General features: G+C 67.5%; 12 protein-coding genes and 3 pseudogenes. 5 read left to right on the plus strand and 10 right to left on the minus strand.

From position 1 onward, the window contains the following. From R9J51_RS20090 to R9J51_RS20100, 3 genes and pseudogenes are all read right to left on the minus strand, one after another. Positions 1–184 (minus strand): annotated as a pseudogene (locus tag R9J51_RS20090) (acyl-CoA dehydrogenase family protein); the annotation flags it as partial. 38 nt (positions 185–222) lie between these two features. Further along, a pseudogene (locus tag R9J51_RS20095) lies at positions 223–991 on the minus strand (SDR family NAD(P)-dependent oxidoreductase). Between the two features lie 85 nt (positions 992–1076). Further along, positions 1077–2210, minus strand: coding sequence for an acyl-CoA dehydrogenase family protein (locus R9J51_RS20100; protein WP_179562848.1), 1134 nt, complete (start codon positions 2208–2210; stop codon positions 1077–1079). A gap of 90 nt (positions 2211–2300) precedes the next feature. Here R9J51_RS20100 and R9J51_RS20105 point away from each other — a divergent pair. Beyond that, positions 2301–2920 (plus strand): annotated as a pseudogene (locus tag R9J51_RS20105) (TetR/AcrR family transcriptional regulator). Here the strand turns inward: R9J51_RS20105 and R9J51_RS20110 are convergent. Genes R9J51_RS20110 through R9J51_RS20140 form a run of 7 tightly spaced genes read right to left on the minus strand, consistent with a single transcriptional unit; the run spans position 2817 to position 9562 of the window. After that, on the minus strand, positions 2817–3191 hold the full coding sequence (locus R9J51_RS20110) for a hypothetical protein (RefSeq protein ID WP_432788055.1): 375 nt from the start codon (positions 3189–3191) through the stop codon (positions 2817–2819). The pseudogene R9J51_RS20105 and the gene R9J51_RS20110 overlap by 104 nt on opposite strands. A gap of 7 nt (positions 3192–3198) precedes the next feature. Continuing rightward, positions 3199–3678 carry a TspO/MBR family protein gene (locus R9J51_RS20115; protein ID WP_179562846.1) on the minus strand — a complete coding sequence of 160 codons (480 nt, stop codon included), beginning with the start codon at positions 3676–3678 and terminating at the stop codon, positions 3199–3201. Continuing rightward, positions 3675–4904 carry a geranylgeranyl diphosphate reductase gene (locus tag R9J51_RS20120; protein WP_168557233.1) on the minus strand — a complete coding sequence of 410 codons (1230 nt, stop codon included), beginning with the start codon at positions 4902–4904 and terminating at the stop codon, positions 3675–3677. The genes R9J51_RS20115 and R9J51_RS20120 overlap by 4 nt, the downstream gene beginning before the upstream one ends. Further along, complete coding sequence (locus R9J51_RS20125; RefSeq protein ID WP_432788056.1) at positions 4901–6220, minus strand: BCD family MFS transporter; 1320 nt, start codon at positions 6218–6220, stop codon at positions 4901–4903. Before R9J51_RS20125 ends, R9J51_RS20120 begins: the two co-directional genes overlap by 4 nt. Continuing rightward, positions 6217–7119, minus strand: coding sequence for a chlorophyll synthase ChlG (gene chlG / locus R9J51_RS20130; RefSeq protein WP_179562844.1), 903 nt, complete (start codon positions 7117–7119; stop codon positions 6217–6219). Before chlG ends, R9J51_RS20125 begins: the two co-directional genes overlap by 4 nt. A gap of 58 nt (positions 7120–7177) precedes the next feature. After that, positions 7178–8632 (minus strand): transcriptional regulator PpsR, encoded by a 1455-nt coding sequence (ppsR, locus tag R9J51_RS20135; RefSeq protein WP_168557235.1) that lies wholly within the window; start codon positions 8630–8632, stop codon positions 7178–7180. A 12-nt stretch (positions 8633–8644) separates the two neighbouring features. Continuing rightward, positions 8645–9562: a cobalamin B12-binding domain-containing protein gene (locus R9J51_RS20140; RefSeq protein WP_168557236.1), complete on the minus strand. Its 918-nt coding sequence runs from the start codon at positions 9560–9562 to the stop codon at positions 8645–8647. 276 nt (positions 9563–9838) lie between these two features. On the opposite strand from R9J51_RS20140, the gene bchF reads away from it, so the two are divergent. Genes bchF through R9J51_RS20160 form a run of 4 tightly spaced genes read left to right on the plus strand, consistent with a single transcriptional unit; the run spans position 9839 to position 16709 of the window. After that, the gene (gene bchF / locus R9J51_RS20145) at positions 9839–10306 is read left to right on the plus strand and encodes a 2-vinyl bacteriochlorophyllide hydratase (RefSeq protein WP_432788077.1); all 468 of its coding nucleotides are present in this window, start codon (positions 9839–9841) and stop codon (positions 10304–10306) included. Further along, on the plus strand, positions 10303–11586 hold the full coding sequence (locus R9J51_RS20150; protein ID WP_179562840.1) for a ferredoxin:protochlorophyllide reductase (ATP-dependent) subunit N: 1284 nt from the start codon (positions 10303–10305) through the stop codon (positions 11584–11586). The genes bchF and R9J51_RS20150 overlap by 4 nt, the downstream gene beginning before the upstream one ends. A 4-nt stretch (positions 11587–11590) precedes the next feature. Beyond that, a complete protein-coding gene (gene bchB / locus R9J51_RS20155) occupies positions 11591–13129 on the plus strand; it encodes a ferredoxin:protochlorophyllide reductase (ATP-dependent) subunit B (protein WP_179562838.1) in 1539 nt (512 codons plus the stop codon). After that, positions 13119–16709, plus strand: a complete 3591-nt coding sequence (locus R9J51_RS20160; RefSeq protein ID WP_179562836.1) for a cobaltochelatase subunit CobN — start codon at positions 13119–13121, stop codon at positions 16707–16709. The genes bchB and R9J51_RS20160 overlap by 11 nt, the downstream gene beginning before the upstream one ends. Position 16710 lies beyond the last annotated feature (1 nt).

Raw genomic sequence — 16710 nt, forward strand, 5'->3', positions numbered from 1 at the left:
GATATGCGGGGTCAGCACGCCCGCCGCGCGCGCCCTTTCGCGCAGTTCGCGCACCAGGTCGTCGGTCGGCGCGCCATGATGGTCGCGCCGACCGTCTTTTTTCATAAGGCACCACCACGGCGCGCACGAAGGCTTCCACCTTCCGCGCCAGGTCTTGCGCCGCTGCCATCCCGATCCCGCTCATCACCCTCTCCCTTTTCTGTTCGGCCCGGCGTCCTGGTGTCAGCGCGGCGCCATGCGGATCGCGCCGTCCAGGCGGATCACTTCGCCGTTGAGCATCGGGTTGGTCACGATCGCTTCCACCAGCTTGGCATATTCGGCCGGCTGGCCCAGGCGGCTGGGGAACGGCACTTGGTTGCCGAGCGAATCCTGCGCTTCCTGCGGCAGGCTGGCGAGCAGCGGCGTCCAGAAAATGCCCGGCGCGATGGTGTTGACGCGAATGCCGAAGCGGGCGAGTTCGCGGGCGATCGGCAGGGCCATGGCCACCACCCGCCTTTGCTGGCGGCATAGGCCGGCTGGCCGATCTGCCCGTCGAACGCGGCAACGCTGGCGGTGTTGACGATCACCCCGCGCGCACCATCGGCATCGAGCGGCTCGGCATCGAAAATGCGCGCGGCGAATTTCGACAGCACGTTGAACGTGCCGATCAGGTTGATGTTGATGATCCGGGCGAAATCGGCCAGCGGCAGCGGCTGCCCTTCGCGGTTGAGCACTTTGGCCGGCGGGCCGATCCCGGCGCAATTGACCAGGATCCGCGCCTTGCCGTTCAGGCCTTCGGCCTCGGCAATGGCATCGGCCACGGCGTCTTTCGTCGGTGACGTTGACCGCCTTGAACAGGCCGCCGATTTCCGCCCGCCTTGGCCGTGCCCAGTTCGGCATTGAGATCGAACAGCGTGACCTTGGCCCCGCGCGCGGCAAGCAGTTCGGCCGTAGCCGCGCCCAGGCCCGAGGCCCCGCCGGTCACGATTGCCGCAACGCCATTGATATCCATGAATGCATCTCCCGCAGATTATCGATTTGCTGATGTCTTAGACGGCTTTGCCGATGGGCCTCACTGGCCGAAAAACGAGGGTGCCCTATCCGGCCAGCGCGCGCGCAATCACCATGCGCTGGATATCGGATGTGCCTTCATAGATCTGGCACACGCGCACATCGCGATAGATCTTGGCCACGCCATATTCCTCCAGGTAGCCATAGCCACCCAGGGTCTGGATCGCGCCCGAAACCACCGCCTCGGCCGTTTCGGAGGCCACGAGCTTGGCCATCGACGCTTCGGTCAGGCACGGCGCGCCGGTCTGCTTGACGGCGGCGGCATGCAGCACCAGTTGCCGCGCCGCTTCCAGCCGGGCGGCCAGATCGGCCAGGCGGTGCCCCACCGCCTGGTGGGCGATGATCGGTTGGCCGAAGCTGCGCCGTTCCCTGGCATAGTCGAGCGCAATGGCCATGGCGGCGTCGGCCATGCCGATGCACTGCGCGGCAATGCCGATACGCCCGGCTTCCAGGTTGGACAGCGCGATGCGATAGCCCTCGCCGGGCGCGCCCAGCACCATGGCATCGGGCACGAACACGTCGTCAAAGCGGATCGCGCACGTGTCCGAGGCCCACTGCCCCAGCTTGTGCTCCACTTTGTCCACGACATAGCCAGGGCTATCGGTCGGGACCAGGAACGCGGTCATGCCCTTCTTGCCCGCTGCCGGGTCGGTCATGGCAAAGACGATTGCCAACCGGGCGATCCGGCCATTGGAAATGAACTGCTTGGCCCCGTTGAGGCGCCAGCCACCGTCCACCCGGTCGGCGCGGCACCGCAGTGCAGCGGCATCCGATCCGGCGTCGGCCTCGGTCAGGGCAAAGGCCCCGGTGGCGCAGCCTGCAACCAGATCGGGCAGGAACCGCGCCCGCTGCTGTTCGCTGCCATAGCGCAGGATGCCGGCCACGATCAGGCTGTTGTGGATCGAAACGATGGTCGACAGCGCGCCGTCGCCCGCAGCGATCTCCATCAGTGCCAGGGCATAGGACACCGCGTCGAGCCCGGCCCCGCCCTCGCTTTCAGGTGCGGTCATTCCCATCAGGCCCAATTGCGCAAGCTGCGCAAAGAGTTCGGGCGGATAGCCACCGGCCGCTTCGAACGCGCGGGCCTGCGGGCGCAACTGCTCCTGGGCAAAGGCATGGACCATGTCGCGCACGGCAATCTGGGTTTCATCGAGAATCATAAAACTGACCGGACTATTGTTTACTCATGAGTAGATTTGCCTTCTGCCTGGTATCGTGTCAACACGGCAGCGTTCCGCGCATGGAGTTAAATCTTGCCGCCTGCCGATTCCCCGTTCCAATCCCCGCAACAGCGCAGCAAGGCGCGCGCCGCCAAGCGCGAGGCGGTGCTGCGCGCGGCAGTGCAGATGTTCAACGAGCGCGGCTTTCACCAGACCTCGCTGGATGACGTTGCCGCGAGCCTGGGCATCTCCAAGCCGACGATCTACCACTACCTGGGCAACAAGGATCAGGTGCTGCTCGAATGCGTCACCATCGCCTGTCGCAACTGCTTGAGGCGGCCGAGCAATCGCGCCAGAGCGCGGGCACCGGGGCCGATCGACTGATTGCCTTTCTCACCCGCTATGCCCAGGTCAACATGGACGATTTCGGGCGATGCGTGGTGCGCACCGGGGCAGAGGCGCTTGGCCCGGAAAGCCGGGCACAGTTCCAGGCGCTCAAGCGCAAGATCGACACGGCGATGCGCGAACTGATCGAAGAAGGCGTGGCCGATGGCTCGCTCGCCCCGGTCGATACCAAGCTGCTGGGCTTTGCCCTGGCCGGTGCGCTCAACTGGCCGGGCCGCTGGCACGATCCGGGCGGCGCCCTGCAGCCGGCGCAAATCGCGCAGCAATTGGTCGCCATGCTCGCGCAAGGTTTCCTGCCGCGCTAGGGCGCGCGCTGCTTCCATCGGCGGGCGCGCGCTGCCACAGGCGCGGATCGGCCAGGTGGATCGGCAGCGACAGGGCCAGCGGCAGGGCGATCCATGGCCAGGGCGCACCAACCAGCGCCGCGCGCAGGCCCAGCACGATCAGCGCCGCCGGGCCCAGCATGACCAGCACCAGGCCCAGACGCCGCCCGCGCGCAAGCAGCCAGGCCGCCTCCAGCACCAGTGCGGCCAGCATCACGTCGGCCGCATAGCCCGAGGCAAAATAGGCCTGCATGGCCGTTCTAGAACGGCCCGTTGAGTTGCACGACCTGCCAGTTGAGCAGGCCCGCCACCGTGACCCAGGCCAGGTAGGGAAGCAGCAGCGCCGCTGCCAGGCGCGAAATGCGCAGGCAATAGACGATCAGCAGCGCAATGGAGCACCACAGCGCGATCAATTCGAAAAAGGCCCAGTCCGGCCGTTGCAGGCGAAAGAACAGCAGGCTCCACAATATGTTGAGGAAGCCATTGAGCGCGAAAAGGCCGATCACCGTGTCGGACGTGCGCACATCCCGCGCCCCGCGCCAGGCCGTGACCCCCGCCGTGGCGGCCAGGGCGAAAATCAGTGTCCAGGCAATCGGAAAGACCGGGCGCGGTGGGGTAAAGGCCGGCTTGTGCAAGCCCTGATACCAGGGCCCCAGATCCGTGATCGTGCCGCCCAGGAGCGCGATGACCAGCGCCGCGACGACCGCGATCCCCACCGGCATGGCCCATGGCCGGCTCATGGCGCGGGGCTTTCTGCAGGGCTGCGGGCAATACCCAGCAGGTGCGCGCAATCCTTGAGGAAAATGCGCAGGTGGGCCCAGGGGTGCTGCCGTACCAGCCGTTTGTTCATATAGGCCTGCCAGGTAAGCTGTTGCACATCGCGATCGGCGCACATCGCCACGAAGCGTTCGCGGCGCTTGTCGCTGGAATACCAGAAGCGCTGCATCATGCCCAAGATCCAGAACACCCGGCCATGCGCGCGCAGGAAATCGCGGCGCGCCTGGCGCAGCACCGCCGGATTGCCGCTGGCCAGGAAAGCCAGCGCGGTCTGTGCCGCGATGCGCCCCCCGGCCATGGCATAATAGATACCCTCGCCCGAGGCCGGGGCAACCACCCCGGCAGCATCGCCCGCCAGCAGCACGTCGCGCCCGTTGTCCCAGCGCTTCAATGGCTTGAGCGGAATTGGCGCGCCTTCGCGGCGGATTGTCTCGCAGCGCGCCAGGCCCATGTCCTCGCGCATCAGCTGCACCGCGCCGCGCAGCGAAAAGCCCTTGCGCGCGCTGCCCACGCCCACGCTGGCCGTCTCGCCATGGGGAAAGACCCAGCCATAGAAATCGGGCGACACCCGACCCTGGTAGAGCACATCGCAGCGCCCACCATCAAAGCCCCGCCCCGCCTGGCCCTCTCCAGTCTCGACCGGCGCGCGGATCACCTCGTGATAGGCAAAGACGCAAGGGTTGCGGCCGGCGCCGGGCACATGCGCGCGCGCGATGGCCGAACGCGCACCGTCGGCGCCGATTACCAGCCGGGCGCGCACGGCGTGCATGGCGCCGCCGCGCTGGGCGCGATAAGAGACGATCGCGCCACCCGCAGCGTCGTGCGTGATGCTTTCATACGTTCCGACGCGCCGCTCTGCCCCCGCCGTGGCCGCGCGCTGGCGCAGCCATTCGTCGAACGCGGCGCGGTCCACCATGCCGACATAGCCGATATCGCCCACTGGCATGTCCACCGCGCGGCGAGACGGGGCGACCATGCGCGCCGCGCGTGCACGCGCCACCAGCAGCGCTTGCGGCACATCGAATTCTTCCAGCAGCCGCGGCGGCACGGCACCGCCACAAGGCTTGATCCGCCCCGCCCTGTCGAGCAGCAGCACCGAACACCCGGCGCGGGCCAAGTCCCAGGCCGCGGTCGCGCCGCTTGGCCCACCGCCCACGACCACCACATCGAAAGTGGCGTCCGGTGTCATACGCCCACCGACTGCAAGCGAGCGGCGGGGGATGGCTGGCTGCGCGTGCGCATGGCCAGCACGGCGGAAGCCAGGAACAGCCCGGCTTCGGCAGCAAAGATCACCGCAAAAGCCATGCCCGGTCGGCCAAAGGCGCCCCGCGCCACGTCGACGCCCAACGCCCCGATCAGCCCGCCCAGCCCGAATGCGATCGCCTGCGCGGTGCCCCACACCCCCATGCGCACGCCTTCCCCGTTGCTGCGGCCTGCCCCGGCCAGCCCCATCATCGAGCCGATGGCCGAAACCGCAAAGGCGCCGTTGCACAGGCCGAGCAACGCGATATTGGCCGCAATCGGCCAGCCTGGGCCGACCCAGGCAGCCACCGCCAGGCCGGCCAGCGCCGCGGCAGAACCCAGGCAGCCCACCATCGTCCAGGTGCGCAATTCGATCGGCAGGCGCCCGCGAAACGCGCTGCCACCCACGCCCGAAACGATCATGCCGACCAGCACGCCGCCGTTCTGCAGGCCGGAAAGGCTGGTCGATTGGCCGGGCGTCAGTGCAAAGACCAGTCCCGTAAACGGCTCCAGGATCAGGTCCTGCATGCTGTAGGCCAGCATGGAGACAAAGATGAACAGCGTAAAGCGGCGCGCTTCATCGTCGGCGAAGATCTCTGCCAGCGCCTGCCGCAGGGACAGCGGCGGATCGGCCGAACGCGTGGTATTGCGCAGCAGCGGCGCCTGCCCCTCCAACCGGAACGTGGCCAGTATGGTCACCAGCAGCGCCACGCCGACCACGCCCGAGGCAACCGCCGTGAGCCGCTGCTTGGAATAGGGATCGAGCAGGGCGCCGGCCGCGCCCGCCGCCACCACGATGCCGAAGACCATCATGATCCACGTCACCGCCGCGGCCGCCGCGCGCCGTTCGGGCGCAACGCCCGTGGCCAGCAAGGCGAGCACCGATGTGCCCGCCGCGCCCACGCCGGCGCCGATCAGGGTAAAGGCAAACACAGCAAGGGCAATGCCCTGCCCGCGCGAAACGTCCAGCAGGGTAACGCCACGCACCGCCAGCAGCGCGCCCAGGCCCAAGGTTACCATCCCGGCCAGGATCCATGGCGTGCGGCGGCGGCCCACGTCCGATCCATGGCCCCACAGCGGGCGGGACAGCTGCACGCCGTAATGCCAGGCGACCAGGCCGGCCGGAATCCCCGCCGCCAGCCCATATTCCAGCACCATCAGGCGGTTAAGCAACGAAGTGGCCAGCATGGTGATCGCGCCGATCGCCGCTTGCACCGCACCCAGACGCAGGATGGACCACCAGCCGAATGCGTGCTGTCTCACAGGTATCCTCCCAGGCCGAACGCGGCGGCCATCATGCCGAGCACGTAAAGCGAAACCCCGGTGGCGTTGTACCAGGGCGCACGCGCCGCCGGATCGGCAACCAGCCGCGGCATCAGCGCGATCTGCGTCGCCAGCGCCAACGCCACGGCAAGCGCCGAAATGGCCATGTCCCAGCGCAGCAACAGCAGCACGACCAACGCTTGCGGCACGGCCATGACCGCGCTGGCCAACAGGGCCGCGCGGCGTTCACCCAGAACCACCGGCAGCGATCGCAATCCGGTCATCCGATCGCCGACCACGGCCTTGAAATCGTTCAAGGTCATGATCCCATGGGCGCCAAGGCTGTAAAGGCACAGCACCGCCAGGACACGGCCGGATGGCAGTGCCCCGGCCATGACCGCAGCCCCGGTGAACCAGCTCAGCCCCTCATAGCTCAGCGCAACGACTCCCGGGCCGATCCAGCCGCTGGTCTTAAAGCGCAGCGGCGGTGCGCTATAGGCCCAGGCACAGGCCAGGCCCAGCATGGTCGCTGCCAGGACCCACCGCCCGGTGAGCGCGGCGACCAGCAACGACAGGCCCGTCCAGCCGATGGCGATGGCCAGGCCCCAACGCCCGGCGATGCGCCCGGACGGGATTGGCCGGTGCGGTTCGTTGATGGCATCGACATGGCGATCGAACCAGTCGTTCACCGCCTGGCTGGTGCCGCACACCAGCGGCCCGGCCAGCGCCAGCCCGGCGATCAGGAAAGACCAGCGTGAAAGGACCGGCACGCCCGAAGAAACGACGCCGCACAGCAGCGCCCACATCGGCGGAAACCAGGTGATCGGCTTGAGCAGCGTGGCAACGTCCCGGACCGCCGGAAACGGCGCCATCGCAGGAAAGGCAGCAGAGCGAGCCATGGGCTGGAGACTAAGCCCAAGGCGCCCCATGCGTCAAATTAAATTGACAGATTTTGTGTCAATCTTCGGCGTCAGCCATGTTGCCCAGACCATAGCGATGCAGCTTGGAATAGAGGCTTTGGCGGCTCAGCCCGAGGATCTCGGCAGCCGATGCGCGATTGTTGGAGGTATATTCCAGCGCCGCCTCGATACACAGGCGCTCGATCAGATCCGTGCTTTCGCGCACGATGTCGCGCAGCGACATGCGGCCCACCAGTTCGGTCAATTGCTCGACCGAGCGCGGCGAGTCGCTGGTCGGCGGCAGGTCGCGCAGGCGGCGCCCGATCGGGCGGATGACAAAGCCATAAAAGACCTGCTCGCTGCCGATGCGCACGGCGGAAAGCTCCACCGGCTCGCCTTCAAAGCCATCGCGTGCGCCCACCACGGTCATCACGTTGCGGGCACTCTCGTGCTTGGCCAGTTGGCCATCGATGAGATCGAGATCGATGCCGGGACGCCCGACGTGGTCGCCAAGCGGCTGCCCGCGCAGTTGCTCGGCGCTGGCTGCCGCCACCAGTTCGACAAAGGCGGCATTGGCTTCGCGAATGATCATTGCCTCGTCGGTCAGCACGAAGGCATCGGGCATCGACTCGATCACCCGCGCGGTCACGCTGGCATCTGCACGCACCGTACCGGGCGCGCTCGCAAGCCGCACCAGCAGGAATTGGCCACCCCGCTCGCGAAACCCGCTGGCGGACAGCTGCACTTTGTCAACGCTGTGGGCCAGGGCGGCGTCAAGCGGCTGCAACCCGTGGGAAACCATGGCCGAACCCAGGAACGCAATGACCTGGTCACGCGCGGCGTGGGCAAACAGCGCGGTCAGCTTGCCGCCCGGCAAGGTGCCGGGGCGGCTGTGGAACAGCTGGTGCGCGGCCAGGTTGGCCTCGCGAATGCGGAATGTATCGGCATCGATGATCAGCACCGGCTCGGCGGTCTGCTCGAACAGCAGGCGATAGCGTGCTTCCAGCTGGCGCAGGCGGATGTAATCGCGTTCCAGCGATTGCTGCGCCTGGAGCAGGCGCTGCTGCAACTTGGCCTCGTCGCGCATGTCACGGCCAATGGCAATGCAGCCACCACCGTTGCCGCTGCCGTTACCCGTGCCGCTGCCCCCCGCCGCGCCGAGTGCCACGGTGACAAAGCGCACCGCGATATCGCCGTCGCTGGCCACCAGGTTGACCTGCCGCCAGTGCTGGGTCACGCCTTTGCGCATCCCGGCCAGCATTTCCATGATCTTGGGTCGGCTCTCGATCGTGACGGTGTCCAGCCATTCGCGTCCCACCCAGGCGGCCGCTTCGGGAAATGCGCGCGGGTCGGCCGCAACGTCCACAATACGGCCGGCCGCATCGAGGATCAGGGCGATGTCTCCAGCCACCATCGCCAGCTTGGCCGCAACATCGCCATCCAGGCCGGCAAAATGCCGGGTGGCCGTCGCGAAAGGCGATTTGCCTTCCAGGCTGTTTCTGCGGTTGGACATCGTCGGGCCGGACTAAACGTCGAAGGCGGCGGGAAACGCCGGCATCGGCACCAGTCGTTCTGCAAGAGCAAGCGCACCGCAAGCGTCAGGGGCGCTGCCATCGGCGCCGACCTCGTCAACGAGTGCGGGATTGGCGTTGACCATCTTTCCACCAATGAAAATCTTCAGATCGGGCGATCTCGATACACTGCGCATGGCGGAAATCAGGCTCGCTAGCTTGGCGTTAGGACAATCACAACTGATGGTCAAGCCAACCAGATTCACGCTGTGCGCGGAAATATGCTGGAGCAATTCCTTGCGTTCGGGTTCGATCAGAACCTCGGTCTGCCACCCGGCGCGGGCAAAGACTTCCTCCACCATCAGCGCGCCAAAACTGTGCACGTCACCCGGCACCGGCGCGAACAGCGCGGCGCGCTGGCGCGCCAGGGCAGAGCGCGGCGGCGGAAAGCGCATGGTCACCTCGCGCATCACTTCCTGAAGCCGCCACAAACCCATTGTCACATCGACGAAATCGCAATCGTCGTCTTCCCAGTGCTGCCCCAGGCGCCGGGCCGAGGTGGCCAGCAGATCGACGAATACGGATTCCACGCTAACCCCGCGCGCCAGGATGCCTTCGACCACCACCAGCAGTTCGTCGGCTTCCAGTTGCAAGGGCAGCGATGCGAAACGTTGGGCTTCGGCCGGATCGACGGTCAGATTTCCCGGCGTCACGTCGCGCGGTGGCACGCTGTGGGCCTGCGCCATCAACAGCCGCGGAATGATCTGTTCACTGATCAGCGCATCGACCGCGGCGGGCGGAAACGCCAGCGTGCATTCGCGTCGGGCCGCGCCTGGACGGCCCGGTGCAGTTCCCATTCCATCCTTGGTTCGAGGAGCGTTTTCTCCGCGACCGGCACGTTTTGCCGCGCCTGCACCAAAAACAGTTGCCATGACAGACCCCTCCGGTCCGGTTTGGCGCAGATCGCGCCTTGCCCGGACGGCTGCATCGACAAGTCGCTGCTGTTCGGGACCATCAGCCTACGCCCTTTTCCACCATCTGACAAATAGCAAAGTGTCATTTTTATTTGTCGTCAACCTAGATTGACACTTACCGGAAGGGAGGCGTAATCTCCGCCCAACAACAAAGGCGAGCGTCTGCACATGAGAGGGGATGCGATCAGTTCCGGCACCACGGGTGCGAACGGTCAGGGCCGCCAGCGCGGGCGCATGCTCTACACCGCAGAACAGCGCCGCCGCCGCGACGCGACTCGCTGGACACTGGTGCAGGGCCTGCTCGCGCCGTTCCAGTTCGCAGTCTTCCTCGCCAGCCTGGTGCTGGTGCTGCACAGCCTGGTCACGCACACCGGCACGGCCGCCGCCGACATTTCGGTCGTGGCCAAGACGCTCACCCTCTACGCCATCATGATCACCGGCTCGATCTGGGAGAAGGTCGTCTTCGGGCGCTGGCTGTTTGCGCCCGCGTTCTTCTGGGAAGACGTGTTCTCGATGCTCGTGATCGCGCTGCACACCGCCTATCTGGCGATGCTGCTGAGCGGCAGCGGCACGTTCGACCAGCGCATGGAGGTGGCCCTTGCCGGCTATGCCGCCTATCTCGTCAACGCCGGGCAGTTCCTGTTCAAGCTGCGCGCCGCACGGCTCGAAGCGCAAGGCCAGCCAGCGGCGGTGGTCGCATGATCGGCCAGGCAGACCTTGCCCCGCCAGCCCCGGCGGTGCTGCGCGAACGCGGCCAGCGCGAGGTGTTCTGCGGGTTGACCGGCATCGTCTGGCTGCATCGCAAGATGCAGGACGCATTCTTCCTGGTGGTTGGCTCGCGCACTTGCGCGCATCTGCTGCAATCGGCAGCCGGCGTGATGATCTTTGCCGAGCCGCGCTTTGCCACGGCGATCATCGAGGAGCGCGACCTGGCCGGCATGGCCGATTGCCAGGACGAGCTTGATCGCATCGCCTTGCAACTGCTGGAGCGGCGGCCGGAAATCCGCACGCTGTTCCTGGTCGGCTCGTGCCCGTCGGAAGTGATCAAGCTGGACCTGGGCATGGCGGCCCAGCGGCTCGACCGGCACCTGGCCGGGCGTGCCGGGGGCGGCCCGCGCGTGCTGCATTATTCGGGCAGCGGCATCGAAACGACTTTTACCGAAGGCGAGGACGCGTGCCTTGCCGCCCTGGTGCCGCACATGCCCGCACACGAAACCGCCGCCGCGCCGCAACTGCTGGTGGTGGGCACCCTGCCCGATATCGTGGAAGACCAGTTTCAGCGCCTGTTTGCCGAACTGGGCATTCCCGCCGTGGGCTGGCTGCCGGCGCGGCGGCTGGCAGACCTGCCGCCGGTGGGGCCGGCCACGCGCGTCCTGCTGGCCCAGCCGTTCCTGGGTGAAACCATGCGCGCCCTGCAGGATCGCGGGGCGCAGCGGCTCGACGCGCTGTTTCCGTTCGGGGCCGAAGGCACCACCGACTGGCTGCGCGCGGCAGCCGATGCCTTTGGCATCAGCCCCATGCACGTCAACCGCGTGGTCGCGCCGGGGCGGGAGCGGGCCAAGCGCGCCATGGCCCACAGCCACGATCGGCTGCGCGGCAAGCGCATCACGTTCCTGCCGGATTCGCAGCTGGAAGTGCCGCTGGCGCGGTTCCTGTCCAGCGAACTGGGCATGGTGCCGGTGGAAGTGGGCACGCCTTATCTTCACCGCGATCTGCTGGCGCGCGAATTGCCACTGCTGCCCCCGGCCACGCGGATCAGCGAAGGCCAGCACCTGGAGCGGCAGCTCGATCGCGTGCGCGCCGACCTGCCCGATCTCACCGTGTGCGGCCTGGGCCTGGCCAATCCGCTGGAAGCGGAAGGCTTTGCCACCAAGTGGGCGATCGAGCTGGTGTTCTCGCCCATCCATGGCTTCGAGCAGGCCGGCGACCTTGCCGACCTTTTTGCCCGGCCGCTGCGGCGGCGCGACATCTTGAGGGTATAGCGCCATGCAACTCGCCGTCTGGACCTATGAAGGCCCGCCCCACGTGGGGGCCATGCGGGTGGCCACGGCGATGGAGGGCGTGCACTTCGTGCTGCACGCGCCGCAGGGCGATACTTATGCCGACTTGCTGTTCACCATGATCGAGCGGCGCGACCGACGCCCGCCCGTCACTTACACCACGTTCCAGGCACGCGACCTGGGCAAGGACACCGCCGCTCTGTTGCAGGACGCGATCCGCCAAGCGGCCGCGCGCTTCGCGCCCCAGGCGCTGCTGGTCGGCGCGTCGTGCACCGCCGAACTGATCCAGGACGATCCGGCCGGACTGGCGCAGGCGCTTGACCTGCCCTGCCCGGTCATTCCACTCGAACTGCCCAGCTATCAGCGCAAGGAAAACTGGGGCGCGGCCGAAACCTTCTATCGCATGGTGCGCGCACTCGCCGATCCGGCCGTGCGCGCCGGGCCAAGACAAGGCCGCCGCCCGCTGGCCAACCTGCTCGGCCCCTGCGCCCTGGGCTTTCGCCATCGCGACGACGTGGTCGAAGTGGTCAAGCTGTTCGATAGCCTGGGCATCGGCGTCAATTGCGTCGCCCCGCTGGGCGCCACGCCGGCAGACTTGCGCGACCTGGGCCGCGCCGATTTCAACGTGGTGCTTTATCCCGAAATCGGGGCCGAGGCGGCGCGCTGGCTGGGCCGCACGTTCGGACAGCCCACCATCGACGTGGTGCCGATCGGCATTGGCGCCACCAACGATTTCATCCAGGCGGTCGCCGCGCTCGCCGGGGTCGATCCGGCCCCGGCCCTCGCCGCAGCAGGCGCACGCCTGCCTTGGTGGAGCCGCTCGGTCGACTCGACCTATCTGACCGGCAAACGCGTGTTCATTTTCGGCGATGCCACCCATGCCATCGCCGCCGCGCGCATCGCCAGCGAGGAACTGGGTTTCACCGTCTGCGGGCTGGGTTGCTACAACCGCGAATTCGCGCGCGAGATGCGCGCCGCCGCCGCGCGCCATGGTCTTGATCCGCTGATCACCGACGATCACCTGGCCGTCGAAGCCGCGATCCGCGCCAGCGCGCCCGAACTCGTGCTCGGCACCCAGATGGAACGCCACATCGCCAAGCGCCTGGGCCTTGCCTGCGCGGTCATTTCCGCGCCGGTCCACGTGCAGGATTTTCCCGCGCGCCACAGCCCGCAGATGGGCTTCGAAGGCGCCAACGTGATTTTCGATACCTGGGTCCATCCCCTGGTGATGGGGCTGGAAGAGCATCTGCTCACCATGTTCCGCGATGATTTCGAGTTTTCCGATGTGGCCGGCCCCTCGCACCTCCCCCCCGCCCACCTCCCCGCCGCGCCCCAGGCACCCGCGCCCGCTGAACCGGCAGCCGCGCCCGGCTGGACCGGCGAGGCCGAGCGCGAACTGCGCAAGATCCCGTTCTTCGTGCGCAACAAGGCCCGCGCCAACACCGAACGCTATGCCGCGCTCCACGGCCGCGCGCAGATCGACCTGGCGACCCTCTATGACGCCAAGGCCCACTATGCCCGCTAGCCCCGCCTCGCCCCTGCGCGCCGGTGCGGCGGTCCGCGTCGCCATCGTGACGCTCGACAACCACCTCAAGGGCGCGGTGGAACGCGCCGCCGTGCAGCTCGCCGCCGGCAACATCACGCTGACGCTCCACGCCGCAGCCGATTGGGATCGCGAGGCCGGCGCGCTCGACCGCGCCAAGGCCGCCGTGGCCAAGGCGGACATCGTCATCGCCACGATGCTGTTCCTCGACGATCACATCCGCGCGATCCAGCCCACGCTGGAAGCGCGGCGCGAAGCCTGCGACGCGATGGTCTGCATGATGTCGGCCGGGGACATCACGCGGCTGACACGCATGGGCGCCTATCGCATGGATGCCCCGGCCAAGGGGCCGCTGGCGCTGCTCAAGCGGCTGCGCGGATCGACCAAGCCCAAGGCCGGCGCCAGTGCCAATTCGGGTGCCGGCCAGATGCGCATGCTCCGCCGCCTGCCCAAGATCCTGCGCTTCATTCCCGGCACCGCGCAAGACGTGCGCGCCTATTTCCTGACGCTGCAATACTGGCTGGCCGGTTCGGACGAGAACGTGGTCGCCATGGTGCGCAACCTGATCGATCGCTATGCCGCCGGCCCCCGCGCCGCGCGCCGCGGCACTTTGGCGGCCGCACCGCCGCGCGACTATCCCGAACTGGGCGTCTATCACCCGCGCACCACGCAAAGGATGTCGGAAAGCGCAAGCCTGCTGCCTCCGGCCAAGGGCGCACGCGGCACGGTCGGGCTGCTGCTGCTGCGTTCCTACCTGCTCGGCAACGATACCGGCCATTACGACGGGCTGATCGCGGCGATGGAGCAGGCCGGTCTGCGCGTCATTCCAGCGTTCTTCTGCGGCCTGGACGCGCGCGCGGCGATGGATCGCTTTTTCCTGCGCGATGGTGCCGTGGCGGTCGATGCCATTGTCAATTGCACCGGTTTTTCGCTGGTCGGTGGCCCCGCCTACAACGATGCCGCGGCCGCCGTCGAAACCCTCGCGCGGTTCGATGTGCCCTATATTGCGGCCCACGCGCTGGAATTCCAGACGATCGAGGAATGGCGCGAGCGGCGCACCGGGCTGGTGCCGCTCGAAGCCACGATGATGGTGGCCTTGCCCGAACTCGATGGTGCGATCTGCCCGAGCGTGTTCGGCGGGCGCAGTGCCGCCCCGGCCGGTGCCGACCGGCCTGGTGCCGCGCATGTGCAGGCGATGTGCGGAGACGCGGAACGCGCCGCCGCGCTGGCCGCCAAAGTGCGCAAGCTGATCGTCTTGCGCCGCGCCGCCCGGGCCGAGCGGCGCCTGGCGATCACCATCTTCAACTTCCCGCCCAAGTCCGGCGCCACCGGCACGGCCGCGCATCTCGCGGTGTTCGAATCGCTCCACGCCCTGCTGCGCCGCCTGGGCGAGGAAGGCTATGACGTGGCCGTGCCCGAAAGCATCGCCGCGCTGCAGGCCGCCATCCTCCACGGCAATGCGGCGCGCTTTGGCGCCGATGCCAATGTCGCCGCGCGGATCAGTGCCGACGATCACGTGCGGCGCGAGGCGCACCTGGCGCAGATCGAGGCGCAATGGGGCCCGGCACCGGGCAAGCTGCAATCCGATGGATCGCATATCCACGTGCTGGGCGCGCATTTCGGCAAGGTCTTCGTGGGCGTGCAGCCCGGCTTTGGCTATGAAGGCGATCCGATGCGGCTGCTGTTCGAAGGCGGCTTTGCCCCGACGCATGCCTTCGCCGCGTTCTATAGCTATATCCGCCACGATTTTCGCGCCGATGCCGTGCTGCATTTCGGCACCCACGGCGCGCTGGAATTCATGCCCGGCAAGCAGGCCGGTCTGAGCGGAGCATGCTGGCCCGAACGGCTGATCGGCGATCTGCCCAATTTCTATCTCTACGCGTCCAACAATCCGTCGGAAGGCATCCTGGCCAAGCGGCGCTCTGGCGCCACGCTGGTCAGCTATCTCACCCCGGCCCTGGCCCGCGCCGGGCTCTATCGCGGGTTTGTCGAGCTCAAGTCCAGCGTCGAGCGCTGGCGCTGGTCGGCCGCCGGGGCAGAGCGCGACGCGCTCGAAACCCTGATCCAGGACCAGTGCGCCGCGCTCGATCTGGAATGCACGGACATCGCCGATCTTGCCCCGGCGCTCTATGAACTGGAACGGACGCTGATCCCCGAAGGGCTGCATGTGCTGGGCCAGTCGCCCCACGGCGCCGCAGGCCAAGACCTGGTCGGTGCCATGCTGGAAGCCGATCCTGCGGCCGAGCGCGCCACGCTGGAAGCCAGCCTTGCCGCCTGCGACGAGATCGGCGCGGTGATCCACGCCCTCGACGGTGGCTATATCAAGCCGGCACCGGGCGGAGACGTGCTGGCCAACCCGGCCGTGCTGCCCACTGGCCGCAACATCCATGGCTTCGATCCCTTTGCCATGCCCAGCCGGTTTGCCTGCATCCAGGGCGCCGAGCAGGCCGAACAGATCATCGCCCGCCACATCGCCAGCGGCCAGCCCTTCCCCGAAAGCCTGGCCATGGTGCTGTGGGGCACCGACAACATGAAAAGCGAAGGGCTGCAGATCGCCCAGGCGCTGAGCCTGATCGGCGCGCGCCCGCGCATCGACAGCTATGGGCGCGTGGTCGGCGCGCAGCTCGTGCCACTGGCAGAGCTGGGCCGCGCGCGCGTGGACGTGGTCGTCACGCTCTCGGGCATTTTCCGCGACCTGCTGCCGATGCAGACGCGGATGCTGGCCGAGGCGGCCTTGCTGGCGGCCAGCGCCGACGAGCCGCTGACTCACAATTTCGTGCGCAAGCACAGCCTCGCCCACCAGGCCCAGCACGGCTGCGACCTGGAAACGGCGGCGCTGCGCGTGTTTTCCAATGCCGAAGGGGCCTATGGCGCCAACGTCAACCAGTTGATCGACGGCGGCGTGTGGACCACGCCCGAAGACCTCGCCAATGCGTTCGAAACGCACAAGGGCTATGCCTATGGCGTGGCCGGCCCGCCCACGCAGCGGCGGGATCTGCTGCAAAGCGCGCTGCGCGATGTCGATTTCGTCTATCAGAACCTGGAAAGCGTCGAAGTCGGCATTACCGATCTCGATCAGTATGTCGATGGGCTGGGCGGGGTCAGCCGCTCGGTGGCGCGCGCCAAGGGCAGCGAGGCGCCGGTCTATATCGTCGATGCCACGCAAGGGGCGGCCAAAGTGCGCACCCTGGCCGAACAGATCGACCTGGAAACCCGCACCCGCACGCTCAATCCCAAGTGGTTCGAAGGCATGCTGCGGCACGGCTTCGAAGGCGTGCGCCACATCGAACAGCATGTGACCAACACGGTCGGCTGGTCCGCCACCACCGGGCAGGTCGCGCCCTGGATCTATCAGCGGATCAGCGAAACCTTCGTGCTCGATCCGCACATGCGCGCGCGGCTTTCGCAGCTCAACCCCGACAGTTCCGCCCGCGTCGCCAATCGCCTGCTCGAAGCCTGCGACCGGCATCTGTGGGAACCCGACGAACAGACGCTGGAGGCCCTGCGCGTGGCCAGCGACGAGCTGGAGGACCGCCTCGAAGGCGTGTTCGCGGCGCAATGAG

Source organism: Novosphingobium rhizosphaerae (assembly GCF_050920675.1).
In the GTDB taxonomy this organism is placed as follows: domain Bacteria; phylum Pseudomonadota; class Alphaproteobacteria; order Sphingomonadales; family Sphingomonadaceae; genus Novosphingobium; species Novosphingobium rhizosphaerae.